The sequence below is a fragment of the Pseudomonas putida genome (assembly GCF_050990305.1).
Taxonomy (GTDB): domain Bacteria; phylum Pseudomonadota; class Gammaproteobacteria; order Pseudomonadales; family Pseudomonadaceae; genus Aquipseudomonas; species Aquipseudomonas putida_AH.
This window is the reverse complement of record NZ_CP158817.1, coordinates 5614060-5629802: the sequence shown is the minus strand read 5'-3', so window position 1 is coordinate 5629802 and position 15743 is coordinate 5614060. Positions and strand designations below refer to the sequence as shown.

Annotated in this window: 12 protein-coding genes; all 12 read right to left on the bottom strand. The window is 59.6% G+C overall.

What is annotated here, in order from left to right:
- Positions 1–113: 113 nt before the first annotated feature.
- Positions 114–2051, bottom strand: a complete 1938-nt coding sequence (acs, locus tag ABTV22_RS25540) for an acetate--CoA ligase (protein ID WP_433737156.1) — start codon at positions 2049–2051, stop codon at positions 114–116.
- A gap of 170 nt (positions 2052–2221) precedes the next feature.
- A complete protein-coding gene (pgi, locus tag ABTV22_RS25535; protein WP_433737155.1) occupies positions 2222–3886 on the bottom strand; it encodes a glucose-6-phosphate isomerase in 1665 nt (554 codons plus the stop codon).
- A gap of 226 nt (positions 3887–4112) precedes the next feature.
- A complete protein-coding gene (gene panD, locus ABTV22_RS25530; protein WP_003228271.1) occupies positions 4113–4493 on the bottom strand; it encodes an aspartate 1-decarboxylase in 381 nt (126 codons plus the stop codon).
- Between the two features lie 177 nt (positions 4494–4670).
- Positions 4671–5531 (bottom strand): pantoate--beta-alanine ligase, encoded by an 861-nt coding sequence (gene panC / locus ABTV22_RS25525; RefSeq protein ID WP_433737154.1) that lies wholly within the window; start codon positions 5529–5531, stop codon positions 4671–4673.
- Positions 5528–6328 carry a 3-methyl-2-oxobutanoate hydroxymethyltransferase gene (panB, locus tag ABTV22_RS25520; RefSeq protein ID WP_433737153.1) on the bottom strand — a complete coding sequence of 267 codons (801 nt, stop codon included), beginning with the start codon at positions 6326–6328 and terminating at the stop codon, positions 5528–5530. The genes panC and panB overlap by 4 nt, the downstream gene beginning before the upstream one ends.
- A 374-nt stretch (positions 6329–6702) precedes the next feature.
- Entirely contained in the window at positions 6703–7194 is a 492-nt protein-coding gene (gene folK / locus ABTV22_RS25515) for a 2-amino-4-hydroxy-6-hydroxymethyldihydropteridine diphosphokinase (protein ID WP_433737152.1), read from the bottom strand.
- A 3-nt stretch (positions 7195–7197) separates the two neighbouring features.
- The gene (locus ABTV22_RS25510; RefSeq protein ID WP_433737151.1) at positions 7198–8598 is read right to left on the bottom strand and encodes a polynucleotide adenylyltransferase PcnB; all 1401 of its coding nucleotides are present in this window, start codon (positions 8596–8598) and stop codon (positions 7198–7200) included.
- A 756-nt stretch (positions 8599–9354) separates the two neighbouring features.
- Positions 9355–10791, bottom strand: coding sequence for a sigma-54-dependent transcriptional regulator (locus ABTV22_RS25505; protein ID WP_433737150.1), 1437 nt, complete (start codon positions 10789–10791; stop codon positions 9355–9357).
- A 22-nt stretch (positions 10792–10813) separates the two neighbouring features.
- Positions 10814–13768: a sensor histidine kinase gene (locus ABTV22_RS25500; RefSeq protein ID WP_433737149.1), complete on the bottom strand. Its 2955-nt coding sequence runs from the start codon at positions 13766–13768 to the stop codon at positions 10814–10816.
- A complete protein-coding gene (locus ABTV22_RS25495) occupies positions 13752–13928 on the bottom strand; it encodes a hypothetical protein (RefSeq protein WP_003176118.1) in 177 nt (58 codons plus the stop codon). Before ABTV22_RS25495 ends, ABTV22_RS25500 begins: the two co-directional genes overlap by 17 nt.
- A 77-nt stretch (positions 13929–14005) precedes the next feature.
- A complete protein-coding gene (gene gluQRS, locus ABTV22_RS25490) occupies positions 14006–14902 on the bottom strand; it encodes a tRNA glutamyl-Q(34) synthetase GluQRS (RefSeq protein ID WP_433737148.1) in 897 nt (298 codons plus the stop codon).
- Positions 14903–15097: 195 nt separating this feature from the next.
- Positions 15098–15541 (bottom strand): RNA polymerase-binding protein DksA, encoded by a 444-nt coding sequence (dksA, locus tag ABTV22_RS25485; RefSeq protein WP_095196562.1) that lies wholly within the window; start codon positions 15539–15541, stop codon positions 15098–15100.
- Between the last annotated feature and the right edge of the window lie 202 nt (positions 15542–15743).

The window sequence follows — 15743 nt, the reverse complement described above, 5'->3', positions numbered from 1 at the left end:
TCTAACACTTCTGTAGGAGCATGGCTTGCCCGCGACGAACGATAACGCGGTATGCCGATGAACCGCGTTATCGTTCATCGCGAGCAAGCTTTGCTCCTACAGACGGCAGTAGGTTATTGGTTCAGGCGTTTATCGATCAGGCCTTGTACCACGCTTGGATCCGCCAGGGTCGAGGTATCTCCCAGACTGTCCAGTTCGTTGCAGGCGATCTTGCGCAGGATGCGTCGCATGATCTTGCCTGAGCGGGTTTTCGGCAAGGCCGGTGCCCACTGGATCAGGTCGGGTTTGGCAAAGCTGCCGATTTCCTTGCTGACCATCGCCAGCAACGCTTTTTTCAACTCGTCGCCAGTTTCGACGCCATTCATGGGCGTGACGAAGGCGTAGATGCCCTGGCCCTTGACGTCGTGGGGGTAACCGACCACGGCGGCTTCGGCAATGCTGTCGTGCAGCACCAGGGCACTTTCCACTTCGGCGGTGCCGATGCGGTGTCCGGACACGTTGATCACATCGTCGATGCGCCCGGTGATCCAGTAGTCGCCGTCTTCGTCGCGGCGAGCGCCATCACCGGTGAAGTAGTAGCCGGGGTAGGGCTTGAAGTAGGTGTCGACCATTCGTTGCGGATCGCGGTAGACGCTGCGGATTTGCGCAGGCCAGCTGGATTTGATCGCCAGCACGCCGCTGCCGGCGCCTTTGATTTCCTTGCCCTGTTCGTCGAGCAGCACCGGTTGCACACCAAACATCGGTTGCGTGGCGCAGCCGGGTTTGATGCGTTGGGCGCTGACCAAGGGGCTGAGCATGATGCCGCCGGTTTCGGTCTGCCACCAGGTATCGACAATCGGGCAACGCTCTTCGCCCACCTTGTGGAAGTACCACTCCCACGCTTCAGGGTTGATTGGCTCACCGACGGTACCAAGCAGTCTTACGCTGGCGCGGGAGGTTTCCTTGAGCGGTTCAGGACCCTCACGCATCAGGGCACGCAGGGCGGTCGGGGCGGTGTAGAAAATGTTGACCTTGTGCTTGTCGATGACTTGCCAGAAGCGCGAAGTGCTCGGGTAGCTTGGCACGCCTTCGAAGATCAGCGTTGTGGCGCCATTGGCCAGCGGCCCGTAGACGATGTAGCTGTGACCGGTCACCCAACCGACGTCAGCGGTGCACCAGAAGACTTCGCCGTCGCGGTAGTCGAGCACATACCTGAACGTCATCGCCGCTTGCAGCAGGTAGCCGCCGGTGGTGTGCATCACCCCTTTGGGTTTACCGGTGCTGCCGGAGGTGTAGAGGATGAACAGCGGGTCTTCGGCGCCCATCGGCTCTGGCGGGCAGTCGTCGCCGACGTCACGCAGGGCGTGGTGATACCAGATGTCACGACCTTCGACCCAGTTCACTGGGTTCTGCGTGCGCTCGACCACAATCACAGTGCTGACATCGGGGCAGCTTTGCAGGGCTTTATCGACGTTCTGTTTGAGCGGGACGAACTTGCCGCCGCGCACGCCTTCATCGGCGGTGATCACGGTACGGCAGTCGGCATCGAGAATGCGGTCGCGCAGGGAGTCTGGGGAAAAGCCGCCGAACACCACCGAGTGGATGGCACCGATGCGCGTACAAGCGAGCATGGCGTAGGCGGCTTCGGGGATCATCGGCATGTAGATGCATACCCGGTCGCCTTTCTTCACGCCACGGCTTTTGAGCACGTTGGCCAGGCGGCAAACGTTGTGATGCAGTTTTTTGTAGCTGATCTGGGTGGATTCGGCGGGATCGTCGCCTTCCCAGATGATCGCAATTTGATCGCCGCGTTTTTCCAGGTGTCGATCGATGCAGTTGTAGCTGACGTTCAACTCTGCTCCGGCAAACCAACTGGCTTCGCCGGTTTTCAGGTTGTAACGCTGGACGGTGTCCCACGGTTTGCTCCAGTCGAGAAAGCGCGTGGCCTGTTCGGCCCAGAACTGGCTGGGGTGCTCGATGGATTCGCGGTACAGGCGGTGGTAGTCGTCTTGACTCAGTTGTGCAGCCCGGCGGACGGCATCGGCGTTGGGAAACGTGCTGATATCGAACATGACGGTTCCTTATTCTTGTTTTGCGACAAGAGGGGAGCTGCGCGACCCTCGTAGGAGCCGGCTTGCTGGCGAAAGCGGTGTGTCAGTCGACAAAAAATGTTGACTGACACACCACTTTCGCCAGCAAGCCGGCTCCTACAAGGTTAGTACCCCACAGGAACGGCGTCGGATCAGCCGCGGTGACGACCACGGAAGTAGTTGATCAGACCTTGGGTGGACGGATCTTCAGCCGGGGTTTCCTCGCTGCCGACCAGGCGGTTGTAGACGCCTTTGCCCAGTTCCTTGCCCAGCTCCACGCCCCACTGATCGAAGGCGTTGATGCCCCAGATCACGCTTTGCACGAAAACCTTGTGTTCGTACATCGCCACCAGGGCGCCGAGGCGACGCGGGCTGATGCGTTCGACCACCAGGGTGTTGCTCGGACGGTTGCCCGGGATCACCTTGTGCGCCGCGAGTTTCTTCACGTCGGCATCGCTCATGCCTTTGTCGCGCAGTTCGGCTTCGGCTTCGGCCAGGGTCTTGCCGAGCATCAGCGCCTGGCTTTGCGACAGGCAGTTGGCGTACAGCCACTGGTGGTGGTCGGAAACCGGGTTGAAGCTGACGATCGGCACGATGAAATCGGCCGGGATCAGTTGGGTGCCCTGGTGCAGCAACTGGTGGTAGGCGTGCTGGCCGTTGCAACCTACGCCACCCCAGATGACCGGGCCGGTGTCGGTGGAGACTGGCTGGCCGTCCTGACGCACGCGCTTGCCGTTGGATTCCATGTCCAGCTGCTGCAAGTGCTTGGTGATGTTGCGCAGGTAGTGGTCGTACGGCAGGATCGCGTGGCTTTGCGCGCCCCAGAAGTTGCCGTACCAGACGCCGAGCAGCGCCAGCAGTACCGGCATGTTCTGTTCGAAAGGTGCGTTCTGGAAGTGCTGGTCCATGGTGTAGGCACCGGACAGCAGTTCCTTGAAGTTCGACATGCCGATGGCCAGGGCAATCGGCAGGCCGATGGCCGACCACAGCGAATAACGCCCGCCGACCCAGTCCCACATCGGGAAAATGTTCTCTTCACGGATGCCGAACGCCACGGCGGCGGCATTGTTGCTCGACACCGCGATGAAGTGACGATGCAGTTCGGCTTCCGAGCCGCCCTGGGCCAGGTACCAGGCACGGGCGGCCTGGGCGTTTTTCAGGGTTTCGAGGGTGTTGAAGGATTTCGACGAAACGATGAACAGCGTGGTTTCGGCGCGCAACTTCATGGCCAGCTCATGGAACTCGCTGCCGTCGATGTTCGCCAGGTAGTGGCAGCGCACGCCTTTCTGGGCGTAGGACAACAGTGCCTCGGACACCAGCTCCGGGCCGAGGAACGAGCCGCCGATGCCGATGTTCACCACGTCAGTGATCGGCTTCTCGGTGTAACCGCGCCACAGGCCGTCGTGGATGCGACCCACGAGATCGGTCATCTGATTGAGTACTTTGTGCACTTCCGGCATCACGTTGACGCCGTTGACCGACAACTTGTCGCCGACCGGACGGCGCAGCGCGGTGTGCAGGGCAGGGCGACCTTCGGAGGCGTTGACGATCTCGCCGTCGAACAGCGATTTGATCGCGCCCTTGAGGTCGACTTCGTTGGCCAGGCCCACCAGCAGATTGCGGGTCTGGGCGTTGATCAGGTTCTTCGAATAGTCGAGAAACAGACCGCAGCTGCTGAGGGTGAATTGAGTGAAACGCTGCGGATCGGCATTGAAGGCCTCGCGCATGCTGAAATCCTGCATGGCTTGGCGGTGGTCATTCAACGCTTGCCAGGCGGGCAGAGCGGTAACGTCATGAGGAGTGCGGTAGTACGCCATCGCTGCGGGTTTCCTTATTACTTGAACGGCCTTTTGAACACTAAAAATCCCGGAGCGCTGTGGGTGGGCGTCCCGGTCAACTGCGTCGACACGAATTCATGGCGCAGGGCGAATACAGTAAACCCCGCGCGGTGATCTGTCTTGAGTTTGTCTGACCTGTTTCCGGTACTTTTTTAACATTGAGGTTAGGAACAGTCCGACAAACGGAAGCGAGACAGGGTTTCGATCAGGCGACCTGGACCGGAATCGCGTTGCTGGTGTGGCTCAGCTCATTGCCCGGCGCCATGTAGAGCATGCGCGGCTTGAAGTTGAGCAGTTCGGCTTCGCTGTAGTGGGCATAGGCGCAGATGATCACGCGATCGCCGACCTTGGCTTTATGTGCAGCAGCGCCGTTGACGGAGATCATGCGCGAACCTTCTTCGCCACGAATGGCGTAAGTGGTGAAGCGTTCGCCGTTGTCGACGTTGTAGATCTGGATCTGTTCGTACTCACGGATGCCGGACAAGTCCAGCCACTCGCCGTCGATGGCGCAGGAACCTTCGTAATCGAGTACAGCGTGGGTGACTTCGGCGCGATGCAACTTGGCTTTGAGCATGATGGCGTGCATGAGTGTTTCCCAGGTCGGAGTCGAACGGTGGGCGGTTGCCCTTTGATTTTTTGGGTGTGGATATCCTCTGTAGGAGCTGACGAGTGAAACGAGGCTGCGATCTTTTGATTTTATTTTTTCAAGATCAAAAGATCGCAGCCTCGTTTCACTCGTCAGCTCCTACAGGGGTTGTGGTGTTTAGGCGGGAGTGTCGAGATTCAGGTGCAGGTTGTCGATCAACCGCGTGGTGCCGAGGAACGCAGCGACCAGAATCACCAGGTCCCGGTCCTCGGGAGTCGCCGGGCGCAACGTCAGGGCGTGACGGATTTCCAGGTAATCCGGACGCAATCCGGCGGCTTCGAGTTGTTTAATTTGTGCGCTGATCAAGGCCGGGAAGTCGCGCTCACCTTGTTTAATCGCCTCGGCGATCTGGCTCAGGGTGCGATACACCACCGGCGCGACGCCACGCTGCTCTTCATTGAGGAAACCATTACGCGACGACAGCGCCAGGCCATCGGCTGCGCGAACGGTCGGTTCGCCAATGATCTGGATCGGCATGTTCAGGTCATGGACCAGGGCGCGGATCACCGCCAGTTGCTGGAAGTCTTTCTGGCCGAAAATCGCCAGGTCCGGCTGGACCATGTTGAACAGTTTGCTGACCACCGTCGCCACACCTTCGAAGTGCCCCGGGCGGCTGGCGCCGCACAGTCCTTCGGACAATTGCGGGACGCTGACGCGGGTCTGACCGGCCATGCCGTCGGGGTACATCTCTTCGGCCGTTGGCGCGAACAGCAGGTCGCAACCGGCCTCCAGCAGTTTTTCCTGGTCGGCCGCGAGGGTGCGCGGGTACTTGTCGAGGTCTTCGCCAGCACCGAATTGCAATGGGTTGACGAAAATACTCGCGACCACGAAGTCCACTCGCTGGGTGGCCTTGGTGATCAATGCGATATGGCCGCTGTGCAGGTTGCCCATGGTCGGCACTAAGCCAATTCGCTTGCCTTCGCTACGGGCGCGGGCCACGGCGGCTCGCAGTTCGCGTACGGTTTTTACGGTGTTCATGCAGAGAATCCATGTTCGATGCCAGGGAAGGTCGCCGCTTTGACTTCGGTGACGTAGGCGCTCAAGGCTGCGTGAATGCTCTCTTGGCCGGTCATGAAGTTCTTCACGAATTTAGGCACCCGACCGGTGATGGACAGGCCCAGCATGTCGTGCAGGACCAGTACCTGGCCGTCGGTGCCATGGCCGGCGCCGATCCCGATCACCGGAATCTTCACCGCCTGGGTGATCTCTTCGGCCAGCTCGCTCGGTACGCACTCGAGCAACAGCATCGCTGCGCCAGCCTGTTCCAGCGAGATCGCATCGGCACGCATCTGCCGCGCCTGGTTTTCGTTGCGGCCCTGAACTTTATAGCCGCCGAGAATATTCACCGCCTGCGGGGTCAGGCCCATGTGTGCGCAGACCGGAATGCCGCGCTCGGCCAACAAGCGGATCGATTCCGCCAGCCACAGCGCGCCTTCGACCTTGACCATGTGCGCGCCAGCCTGCATCAGCAGGGCGCTGTTGGTCATGGCTTGTTCAGTGGTGGCGTTGGCCATGAACGGCAGGTCAGCGAGGATCAACGCATCGGTGTTACCGCGCTTGACCGCCGCCACGTGGTAAGCCATTTCGGCGGTGGTGACCGGCAGGGTGCTGTCGTGGCCTTGCAAAACCATGCCGAGGGAGTCGCCCACCAGCAGCACTTCGACGCCAGCCTGATTGCAGGCGTGGGCGAAGGTCGCGTCATAGCAGGTCAGCATGGTGATCTTTTCACCTTTCTGCTTGAGGCTCTGGAGCGTGGTCAGGGTGATGGCTGGCATGTCAAAAAATCCTCGTTCAGGCGCTCTGGAAACTACTGCGAGTAACGCGCGTGATTCGTCATCTACTCAGGCGCACGGTCTTTTTGTCGTGCTTATAAGGCCTGGATTGCGCCCTTTTAGTGCCGTGTTGGCGGCAGCGGGACGCCTATAGTCGTGAGGAGAACTCGGGAAGTCAATCCGGTGTGTTACCGCATTGTTACGTTGGGGGTGTTACCGAAGGGGACTGATGCGATTCAGCAGTTGGGATATCGTGATGCGGCCCAGAGTAGGTGATTTCTGTAGGAGCGAAGCGTGCTCGCGATGGCGGTGTGTCAGCCTGCACAACTGTCGGATACAAGTCCGTGATCGCGAGCAAGCTCTGCTCCTACAGGAGGTCAGTGCTGAATCGGTGAGACGCGTTCCAGGCCGACGAACGGGCAGGCTGCGAGCATGTTGGCCAGCGTGCGGCCATCGGCCAGGCGCAGATCCGCAGGCGCCAGTTCAGCCAATGGATACAACACGAAGGCCCGCTCTTGCATATGGTAGTGCGGCACCTTGAGGCGGGGCTCGTCGATCAGGCGATCACCGAACAGCAGAATATCCAGATCCAGGGTACGAGGGCCCCAGCGCTCAAGGCGTTCGCGTCCCTGCTCGTTTTCGATGGCTTGCAGCGCATCGAGCAAGTCCAGCGGCGCGAGGGAGCTGTCGAGGGCGGCGACCGCGTTGGTGTAGCGCGGTTGGCCGGGGAGCAGCGAGTCGCTTTGATAGAAGGCGGAAACCCCGATCAGCTCCGATTGCGGTAACTGGGCCAGTGCGGCGACGGCGTTGCGCAGTTGTTCGGCGGGGGCGGCCAGATTGCTGCCCATGCCGATGTAGATGCGTTCCATGAATTACTCGCCCGAGGCCCCCGAAACACCGGCGGCGCGCTTGCGCTTGGAGCCGCCACTGCGACGGCGCTTGCGTGGTGCGCCGGTGCCGTCGTCCTTGCCGCTGAGGTCACGGATCATGTCGCGCCGCTCACTCTCGTTGGCGTCCTGGTAATCGGTCCACCATTCGCCCAGGCCATCGGTCTGCTCACCAGCGCTTTCGCGCAGTAGCAGAAAGTCATAGCCGGCGCGGAAGCGCGGGTTGTCCAGTAACAGGTCGGCACGTTTACCACTGCGCCGTGGCAGACGCTCCTGCATGTCCCAGATCTCGCGGATCGGCATGGTGAAGCGTTTAGGAATTGCTATGCGTTGGCACTGTTCGGCAATCAGTTCGTGTGCGGCTTCCTGCATCGCCGGAATCGGCGGCATCCCGCGCTCTTGCAGACGCAGTACGCGCGCAGGCAGGGCAGGCCAGAGCAGGGCGGCAAACAGGAATGCCGGGGTCACCGGTTTGTTCTGCTTGATCCGCAGGTCGGTGTTGATCAGCGCTTCGCTGATCAATGTGTGGGTGTAAGTCGGGTTGTATTCCAGCGCCTCGGCACTGGCCGGGAACAGCGGATCGAACAGTTGCAGGTCGACCAGCATCTCAAAGGTGTCCGCGGCATACCCGGAGAGGAACAGCTTGAGGACTTCTTCGAACAGACGGGCTGCCGGAATTTCGCGCAGCATCGGTGCCAGATCGCGGATCGGCAGAGCGCTGTGCTTTTCGATGCCGAAATTGAGCTTGGCCGCAAAACGCACGGCCCGCAGCATCCGCACCGGGTCTTCCTGATAGCGTTGTTTTGGATCGCCGATCAGACGGATCAGGTGATTACGGATGTCGTGTACGCCATTGGCGTAGTCGAGGATGCGCTCACTGACCGGATCGTAATACAGGGCATTGATGGTGAAATCGCGACGTTGCGCGTCTTCCTCCAGGGTGCCGTAGACGTTATCGCGCAGAATGCGCCCGCTCTCGTTGCGGGAAGACTTGTTGTTGTCTTCCTCTTCTTCGTTTTGCGGATGATTGGCGCGGAACGTCGCGACTTCGATGATCTCGCGGCCAAAGTGGATGTGCACCAGTTTGAAGCGGCGCCCGATGATTCGCGCATTGCGAAATTCGGCTCGCACTTGTTCTGGGGTGGCACTGGTGGCGACGTCAAAGTCTTTCGGCGTGATGCCGAGCAGCATATCGCGGACACAGCCGCCGACCAGATAAGCCTGGTAACCGGCGCCCTGCAGGCGTTCGACGATATTCACCGCGTAGCGGCTGAATTGCGCCTTTTGCAGCGAATGTTGGCCGCTGTTGAGCACTTCAGGCGTGCTGCGAATGTGTTGCGTACGACGCAGAGGAGTACGGAATGACTGGAACAGCTTCTTCAGCATGGGATGCACTGTTTGAAGGAATGTTCGGCCAAAACGAAGAATGACCGCATGATGGGCGGGGATTCTAGCATTTAGTCGGGGGATGGTGTAGGACGCAGCAGATTTGAGCTGTAGGAGCGAGCTTTGCTCGCGATGGTCGTGAACGATAACGCGTAAAGTCGGGTGTGCAGCGGGTTTTCCGGATTACGGAAACTACAAGGGGAGCCGAAGCTCCCCAAGAAGTAGTTGCATGCTCTATTTTTGTTATTGGTTTCGGGCTTCTTGTTTTTGTTGAGTGCCCTTGCCATGAAGCTTTCCTTCATGACCCTCCCAATCGGGAGCCAAGAGCAAACGGATTGCTTTGGTCGCTGAATTGCAGTGATCTTTCGATCCAACCAGTACAGGCTCTGTCTAAAGACAGTTTTTTGTTGTTCTCGGCCTGGTCGTGGGGCAAGCCCCAAATACAACGCCTCTCCAAAAGAATCAGTTAGCTGCGCCTCTCGCCGTCTTGTTTTTATTGTGCGTGAGTCGATTCGTCTTATTTTTATTGTCTTGTGCATTGCTTGTTATTGTTCTTGTACCAAACATATAGCAGGGTGCGTGCCAACTTTTGCAAAGCCCAGTAAAACAAGGGGTTAGGCATGCTGATGGTCATCGCGAGGGCGAAAAAAAGCCGGGGCTTCGTTACCGTAAGCCCCGGCTTCTGTTACGTGAAAAATCTGAGGTAACAGTTTCTTCACAATGTCACGTGTTACCCGCACATCAGACAGCTGGGGTTCAGCTCTCGCTGGCTACCCCGGTTTTGCGCCGTGGAATGCCCAGGCGTTGACGGCGTTCCCACAGGCACTTGCGGCTGACTCCGAGTTTACGGGCCAGTTCGGTCTCGGTCATGTGGTCCTGATGCTCGAGCACGAAGTGCTGGAAGTAATCTTCCAGGGACAGATCTTCTGTTGGCTCGTGATTGTTGTTACTGGCGCTGTTGCCCTGTTGCGGGGGTAGGCCGATGAATTCGTCCTCCTCCAGATCGCCCAACTCGATGTCGATACCCAGTAGCTCGGCGGAAATCTCCGGGCTCTCGCACAGGATCACGGCGCGCTCGACAGCATTTTCCAGTTCGCGAACGTTACCGGGCCATGAGTAATGGCGAATGGCTTGTTCGGCGTCCGGTGCGAACTTCAGGTCGGTGCGATTGATCCGTGCGCTCTGGCGCGCCAGGAACGCATTGGCAATTTCGTTGACGTCGGCACCACGTTCACGCAGGGCTGGCAGTTTCAGGGCGATCACGTGGAGGCGGTAGTACAAGTCTTCACGGAATTGGCCGATTTTTGCCAGGTTCTTGAGATCACGGTGAGTCGCGGCAATCAGGCGTACATCGACTTTTTGTGACTGAACCGATCCGACCCGACGAATTTCACCTTCCTGCAGCACCCGCAGCAGTCGGGCCTGGGCTTCCAACGGCAGTTCACCAATTTCGTCGAGAAACAAGGTGCCACCGTCCGCGGCTTCCACCAGGCCGGCACGCCCGGCGCTGGCACCGGTGAACGCGCCTTTTTCGTGGCCGAACAGTTCGGACTCGATCAGGCTTTCCGGAATGGCCGCGCAGTTAACCGAAATCATCGGTGCCTTGGCCCGCTTGGACAGGTTATGCAGGGCGCGTGCTACCAGTTCTTTACCGGTGCCGGACTCGCCTTGGATCAGGACATTGGAATCGGTCGGTGCCACTTTGCGGATCTTGCCGTACAGATCCTGCATCGGTGGGCACGAGCCGATAATGCCGATCTCGCCATTGCTGTTATCGGTGCCCGATTTAGCCGCACCGTTGGCAGCTTTGCCGGCAACCGGTTCGCTACTGGTTTGCGCCGATTGGCGGTCTCGAAGGATGCGCGCGACAGCCTGGAGCATTTCGTCGTGATCGAAAGGCTTGGCGATGTAATCCACCGCGCCCATCTTCATCGAGTCCACTGCCGAACGGAGGCTGGCATAACTGGTCATGATCAGCACCGGGGTGCCTTGGCCCAGTTTGATCAACTCGGTGCCCGGTGCACCTGGCAAGCGCAGGTCACTGACGATCAGGTCGAACGTGGGAATGGTGAAGCGTTCTTGTGCTTCCTGCACGGAACCGGCTTCGCTGACCTGATACTGGTTGCGTTCCAGCAGGCGGCGCAAGGCGGAGCGGATAATGGTTTCGTCTTCGACGATCAAAATGTGCGGCATTGATTCGATACTCTCGACGGTCTCAGTTCACAGCGGACGTCGCTTCGACATGACGCGGTAATGTCACCCGGATACGGGTGCCGCGTTGGCTCTGAACATCAGCCGGGCTGTCGATGGTGATTTGTCCATAATGCTCTTCAACGATGGAATAGACCAGTGCAAGGCCCAGGCCGGTGCCTTCACCCGGGTCCTTGGTGGTAAAGAAGGGTTCGAACAATCGGTCCATGATGCTCGACGGTATACCGCTGCCTTCGTCTTCCACGATCAGGTCGACCGTGTGTTCGCCGGCTTCGCTTTTGACGCGCACTGCACTGCCCGCAGGTGAGGCATCACGGGCGTTTGAGAGCAGGTTGATCAATACCTGGGCAAGCCGTTGCGGGTCGCCTTCGACCCAGTGTTCTGGGTCGCAGAGGTTGTAGAACTGCACTTCGAAATTACGCCGGTTCAAGGCCAGCAGGCCGATCGCATCCTGGGCGACTTCCGCCAGACAGACGGGCTCGTCACTGTGCTGGTGGCTACCGGCATGGGCGAAGCTCATCAGCGACTGGACGATGCGCGATACGCGTTTGGTCTGCTCGAGGATCTGCCCGCTGATTTCCTTGAGTTCGCCATCTTCTTCGCGCTCTTCGCGCAGGTTCTGCGCCAGGCAGGCGATACCGGTAATCGGGTTGCCGATTTCGTGGGCTACACCCGCCGCCAGGCGACCGATGCTGGCCAGGCGCTCGGAGTGCACGAGTTTGTCTTCGAGCATCTGGGTTTCGGTCAGGTCTTCCACCAGCAGCACCAGGCCACTGTTACCGGGAGCCAGCGGTTCGTCGATCGCCGCTTTGTGCAGGTTCAACCAGCGGGTCTGGCCGTCGAGGGTCAAGTGCTGTTTGTGCAAGTGCTCGTCCGGGACATTGATGAAGCCTTGCAGAAGCTCCTTCCACGGGTCGGCAATGGTGCTCAATCGCGAACCGACCACCCGTTGCGCGGCGATCCCCGTCAGTTCCTCCATGGCCTTGTTCCACATGAGGATTTCCTGATCCTTGGCCAGGGAGCAGACCCCCATCGGCAATTCTTGCAATGTCTGTCGGTGATAGCGGCGCAGGGCATCGAGTTCGGCGGCCAGTCCGGTCAGGCGCGAGTGATAATCCTCGAGGCGGCTTTCGATGAAATGGATGTCCTCGGTGACGTAGTTCTCGCCGCCGGCCTTATAGGGCAGAAAGGTTTCGACCATGTCCTGGGCCACGCTCGGTCCCATCAGGCCGGAGAGGTTGGCCTCGATTCGGTCGCGCAAACGGCGCAGCGCGTAAGGTCGGCGTTCGTCGAATGGCAGATAGAGGTCGCGCAGGGCTTGTTCGACTTCCTTCTGTGCGGCTTTGGCGCCCAAGGGTTTGGCCAGTTGCGTGGCGAATTCCTGGGGCGAGGCGGCGTGCAGTTCACGGCGCTGCGGGCGACGCACATTGTCAACGGCGCAGGCTTCGGCGGCGCTGGCCTCTTCGGTGCTGGCGTTGGTGAACAACGAAATCAGAGTGAACATCAGAACGTTGGCAGCCAGCGAGGCGATGGCCGCCATGTGCCAACTGGTGTCGTCCAGCACGTAGATCATGTTCAGCAGCGGGATATAGAAGCCCTGTAGATTGCCGACCAACGGCAATAGCATGGTCACCAGCCATACCATGATCCCGGCCAGCAAACCGGCGATGAATCCGCGACGATTGGCGGTCGGCCAGTACAGCACCGACAGTACGCCTGGCAGGAATTGCAGGGTGGCAACAAAGGCAACGATGCCAAGGTTGGCCAGGTCCTGCTCCGCGCCCAGCAATAGGTAGAAACCGTAACCGGCCATGATGATCGCGACGATCAGCGCCCGGCGTGTCCACTTCAACCAGCGGTAGATGTTGCCTTCGGCCGGCGGCTGATACAGCGGCAGTACCAGGTGGTTCAGGGCCATCCCCGACAGCGCGAGGGTGGTCACGATGATCAGTCCGCTGGCGGCCGACAGACCGCCGACATACGCCAGTAGTGCCAGGGCCTTGCTGTTGGCGGCGATGCCGATGCCGAGCGTGAAGTATTCCGGGTTGGTGGTGGCACCGAGTTTCAGCCCGGCCCAGAGAATCAGTGGTACCGCCAGGCTCATCAGTAGCAGGAACAGCGGCAAGCCCCAGCTCGCACTGACCAGCGAACGTGGATTGAGGTTTTCGGTGAACGTCATGTGGTACATGTGCGGCATTACGATCGCCGACGCGAAGAACACCAGCAGCAGCGTGCGCCACGGGCCTTCTTGCAGTGGTGTGTGCAGCGCAGCGAGGGCGGTCTGGTTTTGCAGTAGCCACAGTTCCAACTGTTGCGGGCCGTCGAACACGCCGTACAGCGCATACAGACCGACACCGCCGAGGGCAATCAGCTTGATCACCGACTCAAAGGCTATGGCGAACACCAGGCCTTCATGCTTTTCGCGGGTGGCGATGTGCCGGGAGCCGAAGAAAATCGTGAACAACGTAATCAGGGCGCAGAAGCTCAGGGCTACGCGGTGCTGCACTGGCTCGCGGGTAAGGATGCCAATCGAGTCGGCCACCGCCTGAATCTGTAAGGCCAGCAGCGGCAGCACGCCGACCAGCATGAAAATCGTGGTCAGCGCGCCGGCCCACGTGCTGCGAAAGCGAAACGCGAACAAGTCCGCCAGGGATGACAGCTGATACGTGCGAGTGATCTTCAGGATCGGATACAGCAGCACTGGCGCCAGCAGGAATGCCCCGGACACCCCGAGGTAACTGGACAGGAAGCCGTATCCATATTGATAGGCCAGGCCCACGGTGCCATAAAACGCCCATGCGCTGGCATAGACACCTAGCGACAGGGTGTAGGTGAGCGGGTGGCGAATGATCGCCCGGGGAATCATGCCCCGTTCACTGATCCAGGCCACGCCGAAAAGCACCGCCAGGTAGGCGGCGCTGATCAGGATCATCTGGGTCAGGCTAAAGCTCATCGGCATCTTTTTGGCTCTGCAGGATGAAGGTCACGACGATCAGGATCAGCCACAGCAGATAAGGGCGATACCAGGCGCCTGTGGCGTCGATCCACCAATCCATGATGGCCGGGGAAAACAGATAAATCCCCACTACCAGGAGCAGGACCAAGCGATAGATGTACATCCCGGCCTCTCTTTTTTATGCGCATGCCCGAAAACGTGCGGCGATGGTAACGGATGGGCGCGCCACTGCAAGTGTGTTCACTGTAGCTGCGCCTCGGGCAGGCTCAATGTGCGTGGGATCAGGTTGGCATCCCAGTGCACGATACCCCACGCCAGCACTTCCTTCGGCGTGGCGTCAGAGAGCTCGGAACCCGGAGTCTGGCCCAACGCACGCAAGGCGCGCAGCAATAAAGGGGTGGCCTGGTCTTCGGTCAGTGGCGGTGAACGGTAGGATTTGCCGAGTTTGTTGCCATCCGGCTGGGTGATCAGCGGGATGTGCAAGTAACGCGGTTGCCGCAGGCCGAGCAATTCCTGCAGGTAAAGCTGGCGTGGGGTTGAGTCGAGCAGATCGGCGCCGCGCACGATATCGGTGATGCCTTGCCAGGCATCATCGAGCACGACCGCCAGTTGATAGGCGTAGAGCCCGTCGCGGCGACGGATCACGAAATCCCCGACATCCCGGCCCAGGTGCTGATGGAACTCACCCTGCACACGGTCGATGAAGTGGTAGTCCAGTTCGGGAACACGCACCCGGATCGCCGCATCCTTGGCGTCATGCCCGGCATTGCGGCACAACCCCGGGTAGATGCCGTGGTACGGCTCCAGTTGCTTTCGCGAACAGGTGCAGGCGTAGGCCAGGCCGTGGTTGAACAGGCGACTGAGCACTTCTGCATAAGCATCGTGCCGGTCACTCTGGCGGACCATCTCGCCATCCCACTCGAAACCGTAGCTCTCCAGGGCCTTGAGGATGGCTGTCTGGGCGCCGGGCTCCTCCCTGGGCGGATCGAGGTCCTCCATGCGCATCAACCAGCGACCGCCTACCGAGCGCGCGTCGAGATACGAGGCCAGCGCGGCGACCAAAGAGCCGAAATGCAGGTGGCCACTGGGCGTGGGGGCGAAGCGTCCGATGTAGGTGGGAGTTGCGATAGCGGTCATAGGGGGCTGTAAGGCTGTCCAATCGTTTGAGCGCGGTTTGAAGCCGCCTTCGCGAGCAAGCTTCGCTCCTACGGGTCAATCTCTGTAGGAGCGAAGCTTGCTCGCGAAGGCGATTGCCTAGAAGTCTAGAGTTCTGGCAAATGTCAGAAACAAAAACGGAGCGTTCGCACGCTCCGTTCTTCTTTCAAGTCGATATTACTTGCCGACTTGTTTTTCCTTGATTTCAGCCAAGGTCTTGCAGTCGACGCACATGTCGGCGGTAGGGCGGGCTTCCAGGCGCTTGACGCCGATTTCGACGCCGCAGGATTCGCACCAACCGTACTCTTCGTCTTCGATCAATTGCAGTGTCTTGTCGATCTTCTTGATCAGCTTGCGCTCACGATCGCGAGCTCGCAGTTCGAGGGCGAACTCTTCTTCCTGGCTGGCACGGTCTGCCGGGTCCGGGAAGTTGGCTGCTTCGTCCTTCATGTGGTCAACCGTGCGGTCGACTTCCTGCATCAAGTCCTGTTTCCACTTGTTCAGGACTTTGGTGAAGTGCGCACGCATGGGCTTGCCCATGTACTCCTCACCCGGAACTTCTTTATAGGGTTCGAAGCCGCTGATCGACTGGACTGCCTGTTGCTTTGCTTGGGTGGACATGAAATAGACCGCCTCTACTCTTATAATCCATCTGCGCAGGATTGCTCCATCACCGGCACCCGCCGGCCCTGCGGCTGCAAGCGGGCGAACTTACCAGATCAAATCAGCCCGCGCTACTCCCGGATGTCGAGGCCCCGGCCTGCGGCGCTTTTGAGTGATGGCAAAGCGCTGTCTGGTGGCACTGGAGCCCTGATCAATTATT